Raw genomic sequence first — 17,649 nt, forward strand, 5'->3', positions numbered from 1 at the left:
TCGCCATGGTATGAGGGCCGCCCGCACCCCTGGGGCGCGGGCGGCCCGCCCGCAGGGGGGTTATACCGTGGTTTTGGGGTGGCTTGAGGGCACGAGAGTTGCCGCTGCGCGGCAATGCAGGCGAGCCGCCTGCGCTCCATCCCCGTCTTTTCATTAGTGTATTTCAACGTTCATCTCTTCCTCCCCAGCCAGATCCGTTCGCCGTCCCGTCCCTCCATAGCGTGACAAGGTTCACAAATATATATCGATAACAAAAAGCTTGGTTTATTGTTAACGATTTATTGGTTAACTTGTTTACTTAAATTTAATTTCATTGTTCACATTTAACCATGACCGGCAACATCGCCGGCACGGCAGTAACACAGGGAGAGGCCAATGGCGGTACATGAAATGAACAACCCCGAGCTGATGCCGTCCACCGACAAGGACAGGGACATCAACATCTGGGACTTCACCATGCTCTGGGCGGGCATGACCATCAACATGGGGGCCTTCACCATGGGCGCCCAGCTCTATCCGGGCCTGTCGCCCTGGACCATCATCGGCGCCATACTGGCGGCCTACGCCATCGTCACCAGCATACTGATCCTGGCCGGCGACATCGGCATCCGCTACGGCATCCCCTTCACCGTCTATATCCGCTCCTGCTTCGGCTACAAGGGCGCCAAGATCCCCGCCGCCTTTCGTGCCATTCCCGCCTGCTTCTGGTTCGGCTTCCAGACCTGGGTGGCGGCGGTGGCCATCGGCAAGGTGCTGGAGATGTGGGTCGGCTATACCAACACCACCATCCTCATCCTGATCTTCGGAGTATTGCAGGTGGTGAACGCCGTCTACGGCATGAAGGCCATGGCCAAGTTCGACTGGGTCGCCATTCCGGCGCTGACCATCCTTATTGGCCTGGTCACCTTCTGGCTGCTGCAGACCAACAACGCCACCATCGGCGACGTGCTGGCCGCGCCCTCGCTGGACAACGGCTCCTTCTGGTTCGCGGTGATGGCCATCGCCGGCATCTGGATCACCATGGGCCTGAACAGCCCGGATCTCACCCGCAAGCTGGAGCGCTCGCGCGATCACTCCAGCAAGAACTTCTTTATCCGCAACCGCAAGCCCTTTATCGCCCAGCTCACCGGCCTTATCGTGATCGGCTCCGGCATCCTGATGGTGGGCATGATCGGCGGCATCCTCACCGGCACCTGGGATCCCATCGAAATCGTGCTCAACTCCATGAGCTCGCCCATCGTGCTGATCCTGAGCATGCTGACCATCGCCTTCGCCCAGTGGTCCACCAATACCGCCGCCAACCTGATGCCCTCGGCCTATATCCTGATGAACGTCTTCCCCCGGCTGAACTTCGCCCAGGGCGTGGCCATCTCCGGCGTTATCGGCCTGCTGATGATGCCCTGGGTATTCGCCGACAACCTGCTGTGGTTCAGCGTCATCACTTCCGGCCTGCTCGGTCCGGTGGCGGGCATCATGCTGGCCGACTTCTACCTGCTGCGCCGTGGCCGGCTGAACGTTAACGATTTCTACGATCCCAAGGGCCCCTTCGTCTACCAGAACAACTACAACCTGCGCGCCTTCCTGGTGTACGGGGTGTCTTTCCTGTGCAGCCTGGTGTTTATCAACCTGGCCTTCTTCGTCGGCCTGGTGATCAGTGTGGTGGGCTACACCCTGCTGATGAAGCCCATCGCCAAACCTGCCGGCGAGGTGGTGCTGCAAACCGAGTCCTGAGTTTTTAAAGCGTTAATCGTGCCTTGGCCCCCTCGCGGGGCCTTTTTTTGTTGGTAAGGACTCGAGTTGCACCAATATGGATCCTCTGCACGGCAGTGTGCACCACTTTGGTGATAGAGACTCGGTCAAGCGGGATGGCGGCCCCGTCTATTCTTGATGAATAAGTTTAACTTTTTGATTTAATTGTAATTTAAATAATTGGCACGAATTCTGTTAATGCTTGTGTACAGAATCTTCGACCCCGATGTGTCCATATGACCCAGCTTCAAGCACAAGCCCCGCAAGCCGGCCCCGGTTACGGTCAGGCGCGTAGCTGGCCGGCGCACCTGCGCCTGCGGCTGGAAGCCGACCCGTCTCCGGCCGGGGGCAAGACCCGGCTCAAGGGACTGGACTTTGCCGGCCCCCTGCGCATCCAGCGCCCCTTCTATCCGGAAGGGGGCACCTGCCATCTTTACCTGCTGCATCCCCCCGGCGGCCTGGTGTCCGGCGACCGGCTGGCCATCGAGGTGGCCGCCGAGCCCGGCAGCCAGGTGCTGCTGACCACCCCTTCGGCGGGCAAGATCTACGGCCGTGACAGCGCCGGCGTGGCCCAGGGCCAGCAGGTGTGGCTGCGCGCCGGCGAGGGCGCCGAACTGGAATGGCTGCCCCAGGAGACCATCGTTTACCGGGGCGCCAACGGCGTGCTCGACACCAAAGTCGAGCTGGCCGAAGGCGCCCGTTTTATCGGCTGGGACCTGGTCTGCCTGGGCCGCCCGGCCGGCGAGCACTGGTTCGAACAGGGCCACCTGACCCAGCGCCTGCAACTGCACCGGGGCGGCCGCCTGCTGTTCAACGAACGCCTCAGCCTCGAGGGCGGCGACTGGCTGCACCGGGGCCGGGTGGGGCTGAACGGCGGCTGCGTGTTCGGCACCCTGATGGCGGCGGGGCCCGGGCTGGATGACGCCCTTATCGGCGAGTTGCGCGAGGCCTTGCCGGGCCCCGATTTCACCCTGACCGAACGCCTGGGCGTGCTGCTGGTGCGCTATTTGGGCACTGATATGAACATTTGCCGCGACGGCATGTGGCAGGCCTGGGGGCTTATCCGCCCCGCCGTGCTCGGCCGGCCCGCCGTTATTCCCCGGATCTGGCTCACTTAAGCCTGTGTTCCTTCGAAGGGACAACAGGCGGTGATGGCGTTTTGAAGAGGACAAAGGGTGCGGTTCCACCGACCCTCCGCGCCAGGGGGCGCGAAGCGCCTAGCACCGGCGTTAGCGCCGCGACCGAGTTGCCAGTGGCAAGTCGCAGCGCGGCGATAACGACGGTTTCCGCGACATCGGCGCGGCGGAGCCCCCAGGGAAGGGTTTACGGCGTGTCGGTGGCGCCGTGCGCTTTGGCCGAGTGGTACAGATCTCAAACCGATGTGTAGGAGAGACCCAAAAATGGAACTCAGTCCAAGAGAAAAGGACAAGCTGCTGTTGTTTACCGCCGCCCTGCTGGCCGAGCGCCGGCTGGCGCGCGGGCTTAAACTCAACTACCCGGAGGCGGTGGCCTACCTGTCGGCGGCGGTGATGGAAGGCGCCCGCGACGGCCGCACCGTGGCCGAGCTGATGGGCGAGGGCCGCACCTGGCTGACCCGCGACCAGGTGATGGAAGGCGTGGCAGAGCTGGTGCAGGAAGTACAGGTGGAGGCCACCTTTCCCGACGGCACCAAGCTGGTGACCCTGCACCAACCCATTCAGTAAGGAGGCGTCATGATACCGGGCGAATACCAGCTGGCCGAAGACGACATCGTCCTCAATGAAGGCCGTGAACGGCGCACCCTGAGTGTGGCCAACACCGGTGACAGGCCCATCCAGGTGGGCTCCCACTACCACTTTGCCGAGGTCAACCCGGCGCTCGTCCTGGACAGATCCCAGGCGCTCGGCTTTCGCCTCGATATCGCCGCCGGCACCGCGGTACGCTTCGAGCCGGGCCAGAGCCGCACCGTGACCCTGGTGGCCCTGGGCGGCAAGCGGGAAGTCTACGGTTTCCGGGGCGAGGTAATGGGACGACTGGAAGGAGGGCAGGATGAGCAAAATTAGCCGGCAGGCCTATGCGGACATGTTCGGCCCCACCCTGGGCGACCGGGTGCGGCTGGCCGACACCGAGCTGTGGATAGAGGTGGAGCAGGACTACACCCTGTATGGTGAGGAAGTGAAGTTCGGCGGCGGCAAGGTGATCCGCGACGGTATGGGCCAGAGCCAGGCGGTGCGCGCCGACAGCGTGGACACGGTGATCACCAACGCCCTGATCCTGGATCACTGGGGCATCGTCAAGGCCGACCTGGCCATCAAGGACGGCCGCATCCACGCCATCGGCAAGGCCGGCAACCCGGATATCCAGGACGGGGTCAGCATCAACGTGGCGCCGGGCACCGAGGTAATCGCCGGCGAGGGGCTGATCCTCACCGCCGGCGGGGTGGACGCCCATATCCACTATATCTGCCCCCAGCAGGTGGAGGAGGCGATCTGCTCCGGTATCACCACCATGCTCGGCGGCGGCACTGGCCCCGCCACCGGCAGCAAGGCCACCACCTGCACCCCCGGCGCCTGGCATATCGCCCGCATGCTGCAGGCCACCGACCAGATGCCGATGAACTTCGGCTTTCTCGGCAAGGGCAACGCCAGCCGGCCCGAGGCCCTGCGCGAGCAGCTGGAAGCCGGCGCCATGGGGCTCAAGCTGCATGAAGACTGGGGCACCACCCCGGCGGCCATCGACTGCTGCCTGTCGGTGGCGGAGGAATACGACGTGCAGATCGCCATCCACACCGACACCCTCAACGAGTCGGGCTTCGTGGAGGACACCCTGGCCGCCTTCAAGGGCCGTACCATCCACACCTACCACACCGAGGGCGCCGGCGGCGGCCACGCGCCGGACATCCTCACCGCCTGCAGCCTGCCCAACGTGCTGCCCTCGTCCACCAACCCGACCCGGCCCTATACGGTCAACACCGTGGACGAGCACCTGGACATGCTGATGGTGTGCCACCACCTGGATCCCAACATCCCGGAAGACGTGGCCTTCGCCGACTCGCGCATCCGCAAGGAGACCATAGCGGCGGAAGACATCCTCCAGGATCTGGGGGTGATTTCGATGATCTCCTCCGACAGCCAGGCCATGGGCCGGGTGGGGGAGGTGGTGTGCCGAACCTGGCAGACCGCCCACAAGATGAAGGTGCAGCGCGGCCCGCTGCCGGAAGACCGGGCGCTTGGCGCCGACAACTTCCGCGCCAAGCGCTACATCGCCAAGTACACCATCAACCCGGCCATCACCCACGGCATCAGCCACGAGGTGGGCTCGGTGGAGGTGGGCAAGCTGGCCGACCTGGTGTTGTGGAGCCCGGCCTTTTTCGGCATCAAGCCGGCGCTGATCATCAAGGGCGGCAGCATCGCCTACGCCCCCATGGGGGATGCCAACGCCTCCATCCCCACGCCCCAGCCGGTGCACTACAGGCCCATGTTCGGCGCCCAGGGGCGGGCGGCGGCGGCGAGCAGCCTGACCTTTGTCAGCCAGGCGGCGCTGGCGCGGGATCTGGCCAAGGATCTCGGCCTCACGCGACAGCTTGCGGCCTGCCGCAACACCCGCACCATCACCAAGGCCGATCTCGTCCACAACGGCGCCACCCCTGAGCTGACCGTGGACGCCCAGACCTACGAGGTGCGCGCTGACGGCGAACTGCTGCACTGCGAGCCGGCCACTGTGCTGCCCCTGGCCCAGTTGTATGCGTTGTTTTAACCAGGCGACAAGGGCGCCCTCCTGCACTGTAGGGCCGACTTGTGGGCTCGACTCGTAGGGTCGAATTTATTCGACCGAACCCGGCGCCGGTGTTGGAAAGGTCCATTGAAATGGACCCTACGGCAAAGCCGCCACCTGCGGTATCGGCGTCAAGGCTCGACTTGTGGGCCCGACTCGTAGGGTCGAATTTATTCGACCGAACCCGGCGCCGGTGTTGGAAAGGTCCATTGAAATGGACCCTACGGCAAAGCCGCCACCTGCGGTATCGGCGTCAAGGCTCGACTTGTGGGCTCGGCTTGTAGGGTTGAATTTATTCGACCGAACCCGGCGCCGGTGTTGGAAAGGTCCATTGAAACCGGCCCTACGGAAACAGCCGCTTATACAGAGGAAACGTATGCTGAAAATCACCCAAAACCTGGGCCAGACGGATGAACCGGCACAGGATACCCTGACCCTGCCCTTCGAGCTGCGCCGGAAGGGGCGCTTTCGCGCCGTCAGCGACGCCGGCACCGAGGTGGGCCTCTTCCTCGAGCGCGGCCAGGTGCTGGCCCAGGGCGACAGGCTCAAGAGCGAGTGCGGCCGGCTGTTCGAGGTGGCGGCGAGCCCCGAGCCCATGGTCACCGCCCACGCGGCGGACTGGCCGGGTTTCGCCCGGGCCTGCTATCACCTGGGCAACCGCCACGTCACCCTGGAAATCGGCCCGCTCTGGCTGCGTTTTCCGCCGGATCACGTGCTGGAGCACCTGGCCGAGCACCTGGGCCTGCGGCTGGAGCACGGCGAGGCGCCCTTCAACCCCGAATCCGGCGCCTACCAGGGCCTGGGGGGCCATCACCATCATGATGATCACGGGCACCACCATGACCACTGAGGTGAGGGAACTGCTCGGGCTGCTGCACCTGGCCAGCCCGGCGTTGCCCATCGGCGGTTTCGCCTATTCCGCCGGCCTGGAATCGGCCATCGATCTGGGCTGGGTCGGCGACGAAGACGGCCTGGAGCAGTGGCTGGCCGGCGCCCTGCAGGGGCTGGCGCACCTGGACCTGCCGGTGCTGCTGCGCCTGTACCGGGCCCTGGAGCAGGGAGATAACGACGCGATGGCGCACTGGAACGATTTTGTGCGCGCCGGCCGCGAAACCCGCGAACTGCTGTTCGAGGACGAACAGCAGGCCCGGGCCCTGGTGCGGCTGCTGAAGGGGCAGGGCACCGAGGTGTCGATGCTGCCCGCACCGCCGGCATTGATGAGCGCCTGGGCCCTGGCCGCCCGCAGCTGGGGGCTGAGCGCCGAGGGCGCGGCCCTGGGCTTTGCCTGGAGCTGGCTCGAAAACCAGCTCACCGTGGCCAGCAAGACGCTGCCCCTTGGCCAGACGTCGGCCCAGCGGCTGCTGCTGGCACTCAAGCCGGCATTGGCCGGGGCGCTGGCCCTGGCCGGTGAACTGCACGACGACCAACTGGGGCTGAGCCTGCCCGGCCAGGTGCAGGCCAGCGCCCTGCACGAAACCCAATATTCCCGTTTATTCCGGAGTTGAACCATGAGTACACAATGTTTGCGCGTAGGTGTGGGCGGGCCGGTCGGCTCGGGCAAGACGGCGCTGCTGCGCCAGCTGTGCCTGGCCCTGCGGGATCACTATGATCTGGCGGTGGTCACCAACGACATCTATACCAAGGAGGATGCCGAATTCCTGCTGCGCAACGAAGCGCTGGCCGAGGATCGCATCATGGGGGTGGAAACCGGTGGCTGCCCGCACACCGCCATCCGCGAAGACGCCTCCATGAACCTGGCGGCCATCGACACCCTGCAGGAGCGCCACCCCGGCCTCGAACTGGTGCTGGTGGAAAGCGGCGGCGACAACCTCTCCGCCACCTTCAGCCCCGAGCTGTCGGATCTCACCCTCTACGTGATCGACGTCTGCGCCGGCGACAAGATCCCCCGCAAGGGCGGCCCCGGTATCACCAAGTCCGACTTGCTGATCATCAACAAGACCGATCTGGCACCCATGGTCAACGCCTCCCTGGAGGTGATGGACAGGGACGCCAAACGCATGCGCGGCGAGCGCCCCTTCGTCTTCACCAACCTGATGCGCGGCGACGGCCTGGGCGACATCATCCGCTTTATCCAGCAGCAGGGCATGCTGCGCCCGCTGCCCGCCGACTTTGCCATAACAACCACAAAGGAAGGAGCATAACCATGAACAGAGCACTGATAGTCCTGATGACCCTGGCCCCCGCCGCCGCCTTCGCCCACCCGGGCCATGGCGATCACGGCCTGGTGTCCGGCTTTACCCACCCGCTGCTGGGTTGGGATCACCTGCTGGCCATGGTGGCGGTGGGCATGCTGGCGGTGCTGGGCCGGGAACAGAAAGCCTGGCAATTGCCGCTGGCCTTTGTGGCGGCCATGGTGGCGGGCGCCCTGCTCGGCATCGGCGGGGTCGGCATGGCCGGGGTGGAAACGGGCATTCTCGCCTCGTTGGTGGTGCTGGGCGGCATGTTGGCCGCCGGCGTCACCGGTTTTACCGGCCTGGCCCTGGGGCTGTGCGCCCTGTTCGGCCTGTTCCACGGCAACGCCCATGGCCTGGAGCTGCCGGCCCACGGCTCGGCGCTGGGCTATTTCGCCGGCTTCGTGGCCGCCACCGCCCTGCTGCACGCCGCAGGCTGGCTGGCCGCCGGCAAAATCCACGCCACCGCGGTGCGCATCGCCGGCGGCGCCATGGCCGGCGCCGGCCTGCTCGCGGCGATATAAGCTAACGCCCCAATGACCCGTGCCATGCCCGGGTCCGGAAGGCGACGGCCACCCCTGGAGCGCAGGCGGCTCGCCTGCCTTCCCGCGCAGCGGGAACCTGCGGCCTTGGCAAGCCATGCCTTAACCACAGGCGTACCATCATGCGGGCGGGCCGCCCGCGCCCCACGGCCCTGTCCCGCCGGTCAACTGGCCGGTCCTGTCATTGCCAAAGGCCCCTTTTGAGTCGATAATTTCCTATTCCAACAACCTGTTCAGAGCAATCCCCCATGCTGGATAAATACTTTCATTTAAAGGAACTGAATACCGATGTGCGCCGTGAGGTGGTGGCCGGGATCACCACCTTCCTCACCATGGCCTATATCATCTTCGTCAACCCGGCCATCCTGGCCGATGCGGGCATGGATCGCGGCGCCGTTTTCGTGGCCACCTGCCTGGCCGCCGCCATCGGCTGCTTTATCATGGGGCTCTGGGCCAACTATCCCATCGCCCTGGCGCCGGGCATGGGGCTCAACGCCTTCTTCACCTATACGGTGGTGCTCACCGAAGGCTACAGCTGGCAGGCCGCCCTGGGGGCGGTGTTCTTCTCCGGCTGTATCTTCGTGCTGCTCAGCCTGCTCAAGGTGCGGGAGTGGATCATCAACTCCATTCCGGGGCCGCTCAAGATTGGCATCGCCGCCGGCATCGGCTTGTTCCTGGCGCTGATCGGCCTTAAAAACGCCGGCATCATCGTCGACCACCCGGCCACCCTGGTGTCGCTCGGCGACGTCACCAGCCTGCCGGTGGGCCTGGCGACGCTGGGCTTTTTCCTGATCATCGGCTTGGCGGCGCGCGGCATGCGCGGCGCCGTGATGATCGGCATCCTGGTGATCACCGGCCTGGGCATCGCCTTCGGCGACGTGCAGTATCACGGCATCATGTCCGCTCCGCCGTCCATCCTGCCGACCTTTATGCAGCTGGATATCGCCGGCGCCTTCAATGTGGGCATGCTGTCGGTGATCTTCGCCTTCCTGTTCGTAGATCTGTTTGACACCTCAGGCACCCTGATCGCCGTGGCCCAGCGTGCCAAGCTGCTGGACGAGCAGGGCCGGCTGCCGCGCCTGGGCCGCGCCCTGCTGGCCGACAGTACCGCCTCCATCACCGGCTCCATGCTGGGTACCTCCACCACCACTTCCTACGTGGAAAGCGCCGCCGGGGTGGCGGTGGGCGGGCGCAGCGGCCTCACCGCCGTGGTCACCGGCCTGATGTTTATCCTGGCCTTGCTGTTCTCGCCCCTGGCTGGCATGGTGCCGGCCTACGCCACCGCCGGTGCCCTGGTGTACGTGGCGGTGCTGATGATGGCCCAGCTCAGCCACCTGCACTGGGACGACGTGACCGAAGCGGTGCCCGCGGTGGTGGTGGTGGCCATGATGCCCTTCACCTTCTCCATCGCCCACGGCATCGCCCTGGGTTTTATCAGCTATGTGGGGGTCAAGCTGCTGGCCGGCCGGGCCGCCGAGATCAGCCCCACCGTCTGGGTGCTGGCCCTGCTCTTCGTGGTGAAGTTTGCGGTAGGCCTGTAACCCGTGCCGGGTTCGGTCGAATAAATTCGACCCTACGGGCCGGCGCTGTGGGAGGAGGCAGTAGGGTCCATTTCAATGGACCTCCCGCCACCGGTGCCGGGTTCGGTCGAATAAATTCGACCCTACGGCTCCCGCCGCCCCAGGCGACAACAAAAAAGCCCCGGAAATCCGGGGCTTTTTGCGCTTTGGCTGGTTGTATCAGGGCTGCTCTTCCACCGTGGCCGGGGTGCCGGCCGGGCGGTATTTCAGCAGGAAGGCGACGGTAAAGGCCAGGGCCACGCCCAGGCCGATCAGGGTGGCCGGCTGTATCCCCAGGCCGAAGCCGATTTCCGCATGGGCCAGGTAGGTGAAGGTGACCGCGGTCATAAAGATGGCGGGCAGGGTGCATACCCAGTGCAGCTTGCCTTCTTTGGCCAGGTAGGCGGCGGCGGCCCACAGCATGATCATGGCGGTGGTCTGGTTGGCCCAGCCGAAGTAGCGCCAGATCACGCCGAACTCGGCCTGGGTGATCAGGTAGCCGACCACGAACATGGGCAGGGCGATCAGCAGCCGCTTGGGCAGGGACTGCTGGGGCAGCTTGAGGAAGTCGGCGATGATCAGACGGGCGCTGCGAAAGGCGGTGTCGCCCGAGGTGATCGGCAGTATCACCACGCCCAGTATCGCCAGCACGCCGCCCACCATGCCCAGCAGGCTGGTGGAAACCTGGTGTACCACGGCGGCCGGGCCGCCGCTGGCCAGCACCGCGTTCAGCGCCTCCGGGCTTTCATAGAAGGAGATGCCGAGGCTGCACCAGATAAGCGCTATTACCCCTTCGCCGATCATGGCGCCGGTGAAGATAAAGCGGCCGGAGCGCTCGTTTTGCATGCAGCGGGCCATCAGCGGGGACTGGGTGGCGTGAAAGCCGGACACGGCGCCGCAGGCGATGGTGATAAACAGCAGCGGCCACAGGGGCAGGCCGTCCGGGTGCAGGTTGCCGAAGTCCAGCCCGCCCGAGTGGAAGCCGTTGCCGCTGGCGAATTGGCCCAGCAGCAGGCCCACCGACATAAATACCAGCAGGGCGCCGAAGATGGGGTAGAGGCGGCCGATAATTTTGTCGATCGGCACCAGGGTGGCGATGATGTAATAGGCGAAGATGGCGGCGACCCAGGCGGCCACCGTGGTGCCGGAGAGATCACCCAGCAGCTTGGCCGGGCCGAGCACGAACACCACGCCCACCAGCAACAGCAGCAGCACGGCGAAGATATTCATAAAGTGCTTGGCGAAGCTGCCCAGTTGCTGGCCGACCACGGTGGGCACCGAGGCGCCCCTGGCCCTGACCGACAGCATGCCGGAAAAGTAGTCGTGCACGGCGCCGGCGAAGACGCAGCCGAACACTATCCAGAGCATGGCCACCGGGCCGTAGAGGGCACCCAGTATGGGGCCGAAGATGGGACCCAGGCCGGCGATGTTCAGCAACTGCACCAGGTAGACCTTTTTGTCCGACATGGGCACATAGTCGACCCCGTCGGCCATGGTGACCGCCGGGGTATCCAGCTCGGGCCGGGGCCCGAACAGGCGCTCGATGAACTTTCCGTAGGTGAAGTAACCGGCAATCAAGAGGCCGATGCATAGTAAAAGCCACGTCATAACACTGCTCCTTGTCTGTGAACGGGTTGTTAACGGATTGCAGTGTAAGGATCCGGCCGGCAAAGTCCCGGCCTTATTGGGTGAGCGGTCATATGGCCCGCCGAGCGGCAAGGCCCCCTTCCGGAGCCGGGCCGGAAGGTGAGCGCTATCACGTTGCGGTGAAGCCGAAATGGTCCTTGAGAAACTTCAGGTAGCGGCGGCTGACCGGCAGGGCGTGGCCATGGCGGGTCTTGAGCTCGGCGGCGTGGTTGTCCAGCAGGGTGATTTCGCGGATCGCCTCGCCACGGACCAGGTACTGGCGGTGAATGCGCAGCAGGGGGCTGCGCGACTCCAGCGCCTTGAGGGTGAGCTGGGCGTGGTAGGTGGCCTCGGCGGTCACCAGGTGGACGCCGCCGAGATCCGAATAGGCGTACTCCACCTCGTCGATGGGCACCAGGCGGATGCGCTGGTGCTGGTAGCAGGGCACCATCCGCAGGGGTGGGGTCACCGCCGCCAGATCCTGGGGCGCCAGCGCCTGCGACAAACGGGCCAGGGTCTTGTGCAGCCGGGCCGGGGCCACGGGCTTGAGCAGGTAGTCGAAGGCGTTGTCCTCGAAGGCCTGCACCGCATAGTCGTCGAAGGCGGTGACGAACACCACCCGGGGCATGCGGGCGGGATCGAGCAGGGCCAGCAGCTCCAGCCCGCTGACCTTGGGCATCTGGATATCGAGGAAGACCACATCGGGCCGCAGCCGGTTGAGCAGGGCCAGCGCCTCCAGGGCATTGCCGGCCTGTGCCAGCACGGTGACGTTTTCGGCGCGCAGCAGCTCGGCCAGCTCGGCGCGGGCATAGGGTTCGTCGTCGACGACAAGGGCACTGATCATGGGTTGTCCTCCGTAACAGGCAGTGACACCGTGACCCGGGTCCACTGTTCCGGCTCGCATTCTATCTGCACCCCGTACTGGTCGCCATAGAGGGACTTGACCCTCTTGTCGACCAGGCCGAGGCCGAGCCCGTCCGACCGGGCGGCGGGCTGGTAGTTGCCGGCGTTATCGGTGATCCGCAGCCGTATCTGTTCGCCCTCCCGCCGCGCCGCCACCCGGATATCGCCCTGCTCCAGCAGGGTGGAAGTGCCGTGCTTGATGGCGTTTTCGATGATGGGCTGCAGGGTGAAGGTGGGCAGTTGCTGCCCCAGCAGGGCCTCGGGCACATCGAAGCCGACCCTGAGCCGGTCGCTGAAGCGGGCCTGCTCTATTGCCAGGTAAGCCTGCACGTGCTCCAGCTCTTCCTTCAGGGTGGTGCGCTCGCCGGAGCGCTTGAGGTTTTTGCGGAAAAAATGGGACAGGTGCAGCAGCAGGGCCCTGGCCTTGTCCGGATCCAGCCGGATGATGGCGCCGATGGTGTTGAGCGCGTTGAACAGGAAGTGGGGGTTGACCTGGGCGTGGACCAGCTTCAGCTCGGCCTGGGTCAGCAACTGCTGCTGGCGCTCCAGCTGGCCGCTCAAGATCTGGTGGGCCATCAGCTCGGCGATGCCTTCGCCCAGGGTGCGGTTGATCTTGAGGAACAGCCGTTTCTTGGGCTCGTAGAGCTTGATGGTGCCGAGGATGCCGTTGCAGCCCTTGATGGGGATCACCAGCACTGAGCCCAGCTTGCAGTCGGCGGCGAGGGAGCAGGCGTAGGGCGTTTGGTAACCGTCGGCGAACTTCACCTGCTGATCCGCTATCGCCTCCAGGGTCAGGGCCGAGGAGATGGGGGTACCCGGCCGGTGGTGCTCATGGCCCAGGCCGGTGAAGGCCAGGATCTTTTCCCGGTCGGTAATGGCCACGGCGGCGACCCCGATCTCCTGATGCAGTATGCGGCAGATCTGCTCGGCCGACTCCCGGCCGAAGCCCCTGGCCATGATGCCCACGGTGCGGCGGGCGATGGCCAGGGCCCTGGCCGAATAGGCGCTGGAGAATTCTTCACGCATGGTCTTCTGGTCGCGGATCATGCTGATAAAGAGCGCGGCGCCGGTGGCGTTGGCGAGCAGCATGGGCAGGGCGATCACCTGCACCAGGGCCCAGGCCTGCTCGAAGGGGCGGGCGACCAGCAGTATGGTGCCCATCTGCAGGGCCTCCGCCGCCAGGGTGGTGAAGAAGGCGATGCGGGGGGAGAAGAGGGCGCCGATATCGCCCTTCCTCACCAGCCAGTAGTGCACCAGGCCGCCCAGCAGTCCCTCCAGGGTGGTGGAGATGGCGCAGGCCAGGTCGGTAAAGCCGCCCATGGAATAACGGTGCAGGCCGCCGGTGAGGCCGACCAGAAAACCGATCACGGGCCCGCCCAGCAGGCCGCCCAGCACGGCCCCCACCGCCCGGGTGTTGGCGATGGCGTCCTGCACCGCCAGGCCGAAGTAGCTGCCCATGATGCAGAAGCCGGAAAACACAAAATAGATCAGCAGCTTGTGCGGCAAGCGCATGGAGTAGTTGGCCATGGGCCTGAACAGCGGCGACTTGGAAAACAGATAGGCGATCACCAGAAAGACGCTCATCTGCTGCAGCAGGGAGAGGATCAACATCATCCGCAAGGCTCCTCGGGGTCGGCTCCGTCCGGCCTCGGTGGCCGGCATGGTTCAAGAGGCCATTGTCGGCCCTGAGCGGCGGCAAGTAAATGCGGGTAGCGTTGGAGCGGTAGGGGCGTCGTAGGGTCGACTTCAGTCGACCAAGCCCCCGGCACCGGTGGTGGAAAGGTCCATTGAAATGGACCCTACAACAAACCCCAACGCCGTTGGTGGGATGGTCCATTGAAATGGACCCTACAACAAACCCCAACGCCGTTGGTGGGATGGTCCATTGAAATGGACCCTACAACAACCCCCGGCGGCGCAGCCGGGGGAATCCTCAACCGGCCGGTTAAAACTCGGCGTTGCGCGGGGTGCGGGGGAAGGGGATCACGTCGCGCACGTTGGCCATGCCGGTCACGTAGGCCACCAGGCGCTCGAAGCCCAGCCCAAAGCCGGAGTGGGGCACGGTGCCGTAGCGGCGCAGATCCCGGTACCACCAGTAGTCTTCCTTGTTCAGGCCCATCTCTTCCATGCGCCGGTCCAGCACCTCCAGCACTTCTTCCCGCTGGGAGCCGCCGATGATCTCGCCGATGCCGGGAGCCAGCACGTCCATCGCCGCCACGGTCTCGCCGTCCGGGTTCAGCTTCATGTAGAAGGCCTTGATGTGCCGCGGGTAGTTTTTCACCACCACCGGCGCCTTGAAGTGCTCTTCCGCCAGGTAGCGCTCGTGCTCGGAGGACAGGTCGATGCCCCATTCCACCGGGAACTCGAAGGTGCGGCCGCTTTCCTGCAGGATGCGCACCGCGTCGGTGTAATCCACCTGGGCGAAGTCTTTTTCCACAAAGTCCTGCAGCCGGGTGACCACCTCCTTGTTGACCCGCTCGGCGAAGAAGCTCATGTCGTCCATGCGTTCTTCCAGCACGGCCCGGAACACATACTTCAGCATGTCTTCGGCCAGGGCGGCGATGTCGTTCAGGTCGGCGAAGGCCAGCTCCGGCTCTATCATCCAGAATTCGGCCAGGTGGCGGCTGGTGTTGGAGTTTTCGGCGCGGAAGGTGGGGCCGAAGGTGTAGATTTTGCTCAGGGCACAGGCGTAGGTTTCGCCGTTCAGCTGGCCGGACACGGTAAGGAAGGCCTCCTTGCCGAAGAAGTCTTCACTGAAGTCCACATAGCCCTTGTCGGTGCGCGGCAGGTTGTGCAGATCCAGGGTGGACACCCGGAACATCTCGCCGGCGCCTTCGGTGTCGGCGGCGGTGATGATGGGACTGGCCACCCAGATGTAGCCGCGCTCGTGGAAGAAGCGGTGAATGGCCTGGGACAGGCAGTTGCGCACCCGGGCCACGGCGCCGATCAGGTTGGTGCGCGGGCGCAGGTGGGCGTATTCGCGCAGGTATTCGATGGAGTGGCGCTTGGCGGCCATGGGGTAGGTATCGGGATCGTCCACCCAGCCCACCACCTTCACCTCGGTGGCCTGCAGCTCGAAAGCCTGGCCCTGGCCCTGGGATTCGGCCACGGTGCCGGTTACTTCCACGGAGCAGCCGGTAGTCAGACGCACCACTTCAGACTGATAATTCGCCACGTTATTGGGCACCACGGCCTGCACCGGATGGAAGCAGCTGCCGTCGTGTACCGCCAAAAACGAAATGCCCGCCTTGGAGTCACGGCGAGTACGAATCCACCCCTTTACGGTCAGGGTGGTACCAACGGGGTATTTGCCCGCCAGCACATCTGCAACGGATGCGTGGGTCATCTTGAATCGCTCTCCAGCTTTAAACTAAGTCGGCGCCCGGCCGATAGACTATACATAAGGGGGCTAATGTTACCCTTGTAGCCTCAGGACTCAAGCAAAAGATGTGCGTGGAGGTGGCCCATGGTACAACGACGCATCGACTGGCTGGGCCGGCTGCTGGCCGGCATGACCCTGGGGGGCTGGGCGCTTTACGTCCTGCTGCTGATCCTGTTCCACTACGGCCGCCCCGAGCAGGAATTCGGCTACCTGCGCTACCTGGAGGTGGAGGTGCGCACCCACTGGCTGAGCCTGCCCACCTACTGGTTTCATGTCGGCATCTGGGGGGCCCTGGGGCTGGCGGTGACCACCTTCACCCTGGTGCACCTCAAGGGACGGCGCCACAGCCAGTACCTTAAGGTGTATCTCGTTATGCTGGCCGCGGCCGCCACCTTTACCCTGCTGCTGTTCTATTTTTATCCGGAGTAGCCGTTGCCATCCCTCGTCGCCTGGGCAGTGCTTGGGTTTATCCTCCCAACTGAACGATGAAGAGCCGCACTGATTTCCGACTGCGCGATGCTTGCCGTACCTTCCCCGTCTCTGCTGCGTATGTAATACCACCGCCGCCTGCCGTTTTATCGCCCATACTTAACCCAACCATGTTCCCAGGGAGGGGAGATGATGTTGCGTTTATTCATGGTGCTTTTGCTGTTCATCGCGCCGCTGCAGGCCGCCGAGCCGCTGCGCTGGCACGGCGGCAACGGCCTGAACGAGGCCGGCCAACTGCTGCACGACCTGCTGCTGCCCGAACCCCGGGCCTTTGCCGCCATGAGCCCGGCCGAGCGGGATGCCTGGCTTGGCCGGGAATGGCGCCGGGTGCTGGATGAGCGGGCACGCTTCGCCCAGTATCGCCTGCCGCCGGAGCGGGGCCTGGCCGGGTTCGAGCAAGCCCTGGAAGGCGGCGACCTCGTTGCTTATTTGCGCCGCCAGCAACCCGACTACGCCGGTTACCGGCAGCTAAGGCAGCACTACCTGGCCCTGGCGCAGGTCAACCACCACACTCCCTTGCCGCCCGGGCCCGAGGTGCGCCCCGGCGAGCGGGATGCTTCCATTCCCGCCCTGCGCCAACGCCTGCTTGAGCTGGGCCATGCCCTGCCGCCGCCGCGCGGCCGGGCGGATGCCCTGGATGCCACCTTGAGCGAGGTGCTGAAAAACCTGCAACAGGCCCATGGCCTGGCGGCCAACGGCCGGCTGAACGATGAAACCCGGGCCATTCTTTCCCGCTCCCCGGCCGAGGTGCGGGCCGAGCTGCGCCATAACCTGCGCCGCTGGCTGCTGCTGCCGCCCACCGCGCCCGACCGCTATGTGCTGGTGAATATTCCCGCCTACCGGCTGACCCTGGTGCAGAACCACCAGCCCGCGCTCAGCATGAGGGTAATAGTGGGCCGGCCCGACTGGCCCACCCCCGCCTTGTCCACCTATATCGACGGCCTCAAGGTCAACCCCGACTGGACGCCCACCGCCAATATCATCCGGGAAGATCTGCTGCCGGCCCAGCGCCGGGACAGCGGCTTTCTTTCCCGCAATGGCTTCAGCGTGTGGCTGCCGGGGGAGGGCAGTGGCCAGGACCCCGGCACCATCGACTGGCTGGAGCCGCCACCGGGGCTGCGGCTGGTGCAGGCCCCCGGGCCCAACAACGCCCTGGGCAAGCTCAAGTTCGAGATGCATAACCGTTTTGACGTATACCTGCACGACACCCCCGACAAGCGCCTGTTCGGTGAGGCCGACCGGGCCCTGAGCCACGGCTGCGTGCGCCTGGCCGAACCCGAGCGCCTGGCCGCCGGTTTGGGCTGGTCTTTGCCGCCGGGCTCGCAAACCCGCATCTTGCCGCCGCCGGGGCGGGTGCCCGTGTACCTGGTGTACTTTACCGCCTGGGTGGAGCAGGGCCGCCTGGTGTTTGCCAGGGATATTTATGGAAAGAATGTATAGGACGTGAGGGGTGA

16 protein-coding genes are annotated in these 17,649 nt (G+C 65.0%); 12 read left to right on the forward strand and 4 right to left on the reverse strand.

The window, feature by feature from the left end; genetic code table 11:
- Nucleotides 1-375: 375 nt before the first annotated feature.
- The 10 genes from AN401_RS05775 (at nucleotide 376) to AN401_RS05820 (ending at nucleotide 9,777) form a co-directional block, all read left to right on the forward strand.
- Nucleotides 376-1,731, forward strand: coding sequence for a cytosine permease (locus AN401_RS05775; protein ID WP_096778763.1), 1,356 nt, complete (start codon nucleotides 376-378; stop codon nucleotides 1,729-1,731).
- Between the two features lie 254 nt (nucleotides 1,732-1,985).
- Nucleotides 1,986-2,867, forward strand: a complete 882-nt coding sequence (locus tag AN401_RS05780) for an urease accessory protein UreD (protein WP_096778764.1) — start codon at nucleotides 1,986-1,988, stop codon at nucleotides 2,865-2,867.
- Between the two features lie 282 nt (nucleotides 2,868-3,149).
- Complete coding sequence (gene ureA / locus AN401_RS05785; RefSeq protein WP_096778765.1) at nucleotides 3,150-3,452, forward strand: urease subunit gamma; 303 nt, start codon at nucleotides 3,150-3,152, stop codon at nucleotides 3,450-3,452.
- A 9-nt stretch (nucleotides 3,453-3,461) separates the two neighbouring features.
- Entirely contained in the window at nucleotides 3,462-3,791 is a 330-nt protein-coding gene (locus AN401_RS05790; RefSeq protein WP_096778766.1) for an urease subunit beta, read from the forward strand.
- The gene (gene ureC, locus AN401_RS05795) at nucleotides 3,778-5,484 is read left to right on the forward strand and encodes an urease subunit alpha (RefSeq protein ID WP_096778767.1); all 1,707 of its coding nucleotides are present in this window, start codon (nucleotides 3,778-3,780) and stop codon (nucleotides 5,482-5,484) included. Before AN401_RS05790 ends, ureC begins: the two co-directional genes overlap by 14 nt.
- Before the next feature lie 394 nt (nucleotides 5,485-5,878).
- Complete coding sequence (gene ureE / locus AN401_RS05800) at nucleotides 5,879-6,352, forward strand: urease accessory protein UreE (RefSeq protein ID WP_096778768.1); 474 nt, start codon at nucleotides 5,879-5,881, stop codon at nucleotides 6,350-6,352.
- Nucleotides 6,342-7,007 (forward strand): urease accessory protein UreF, encoded by a 666-nt coding sequence (locus AN401_RS05805; protein WP_096780308.1) that lies wholly within the window; start codon nucleotides 6,342-6,344, stop codon nucleotides 7,005-7,007. Before ureE ends, AN401_RS05805 begins: the two co-directional genes overlap by 11 nt.
- Nucleotides 7,008-7,010: 3 nt before the next feature.
- Nucleotides 7,011-7,664 (forward strand): urease accessory protein UreG, encoded by a 654-nt coding sequence (gene ureG / locus AN401_RS05810; RefSeq protein ID WP_096778769.1) that lies wholly within the window; start codon nucleotides 7,011-7,013, stop codon nucleotides 7,662-7,664.
- Between the two features lie 2 nt (nucleotides 7,665-7,666).
- Complete coding sequence (locus tag AN401_RS05815) at nucleotides 7,667-8,218, forward strand: HupE/UreJ family protein (RefSeq protein WP_096778770.1); 552 nt, start codon at nucleotides 7,667-7,669, stop codon at nucleotides 8,216-8,218.
- A 266-nt stretch (nucleotides 8,219-8,484) separates the two neighbouring features.
- A complete protein-coding gene (locus tag AN401_RS05820; RefSeq protein WP_094039938.1) occupies nucleotides 8,485-9,777 on the forward strand; it encodes an NCS2 family permease in 1,293 nt (430 codons plus the stop codon).
- A 198-nt stretch (nucleotides 9,778-9,975) separates the two neighbouring features.
- Here AN401_RS05820 and AN401_RS05825 read toward each other — a convergent pair whose 3' ends face one another.
- The 4 genes from AN401_RS05825 to asnS form a co-directional block, all read right to left on the reverse strand.
- Nucleotides 9,976-11,403 (reverse strand): carbon starvation CstA family protein, encoded by a 1,428-nt coding sequence (locus AN401_RS05825; protein WP_096778771.1) that lies wholly within the window; start codon nucleotides 11,401-11,403, stop codon nucleotides 9,976-9,978.
- 148 nt (nucleotides 11,404-11,551) lie between these two features.
- A complete protein-coding gene (gene btsR / locus AN401_RS05830; RefSeq protein WP_096778772.1) occupies nucleotides 11,552-12,265 on the reverse strand; it encodes a two-component system response regulator BtsR in 714 nt (237 codons plus the stop codon).
- Nucleotides 12,262-13,938, reverse strand: coding sequence for a sensor histidine kinase (locus AN401_RS05835; RefSeq protein ID WP_096778773.1), 1,677 nt, complete (start codon nucleotides 13,936-13,938; stop codon nucleotides 12,262-12,264). Before AN401_RS05835 ends, btsR begins: the two co-directional genes overlap by 4 nt.
- 331 nt (nucleotides 13,939-14,269) lie before the next feature.
- Entirely contained in the window at nucleotides 14,270-15,670 is a 1,401-nt protein-coding gene (gene asnS / locus AN401_RS05840) for an asparagine--tRNA ligase (protein ID WP_096778774.1), read from the reverse strand.
- A gap of 120 nt (nucleotides 15,671-15,790) precedes the next feature.
- Between asnS and AN401_RS05845 the strand changes: the two genes are divergently transcribed.
- Nucleotides 15,791-16,135 (forward strand): hypothetical protein, encoded by a 345-nt coding sequence (locus tag AN401_RS05845; RefSeq protein WP_094039943.1) that lies wholly within the window; start codon nucleotides 15,791-15,793, stop codon nucleotides 16,133-16,135.
- 189 nt (nucleotides 16,136-16,324) lie between these two features.
- Nucleotides 16,325-17,635 carry a L,D-transpeptidase family protein gene (locus AN401_RS05850; RefSeq protein ID WP_232513395.1) on the forward strand — a complete coding sequence of 437 codons (1,311 nt, stop codon included), beginning with the start codon at nucleotides 16,325-16,327 and terminating at the stop codon, nucleotides 17,633-17,635.
- Nucleotides 17,636-17,649: the final 14 nt, after the last annotated feature.

The organism is Zobellella denitrificans, from assembly GCF_002407485.1.
Taxonomy (GTDB): Bacteria; Pseudomonadota; Gammaproteobacteria; order Enterobacterales; family Aeromonadaceae; genus Oceanimonas; species Oceanimonas denitrificans.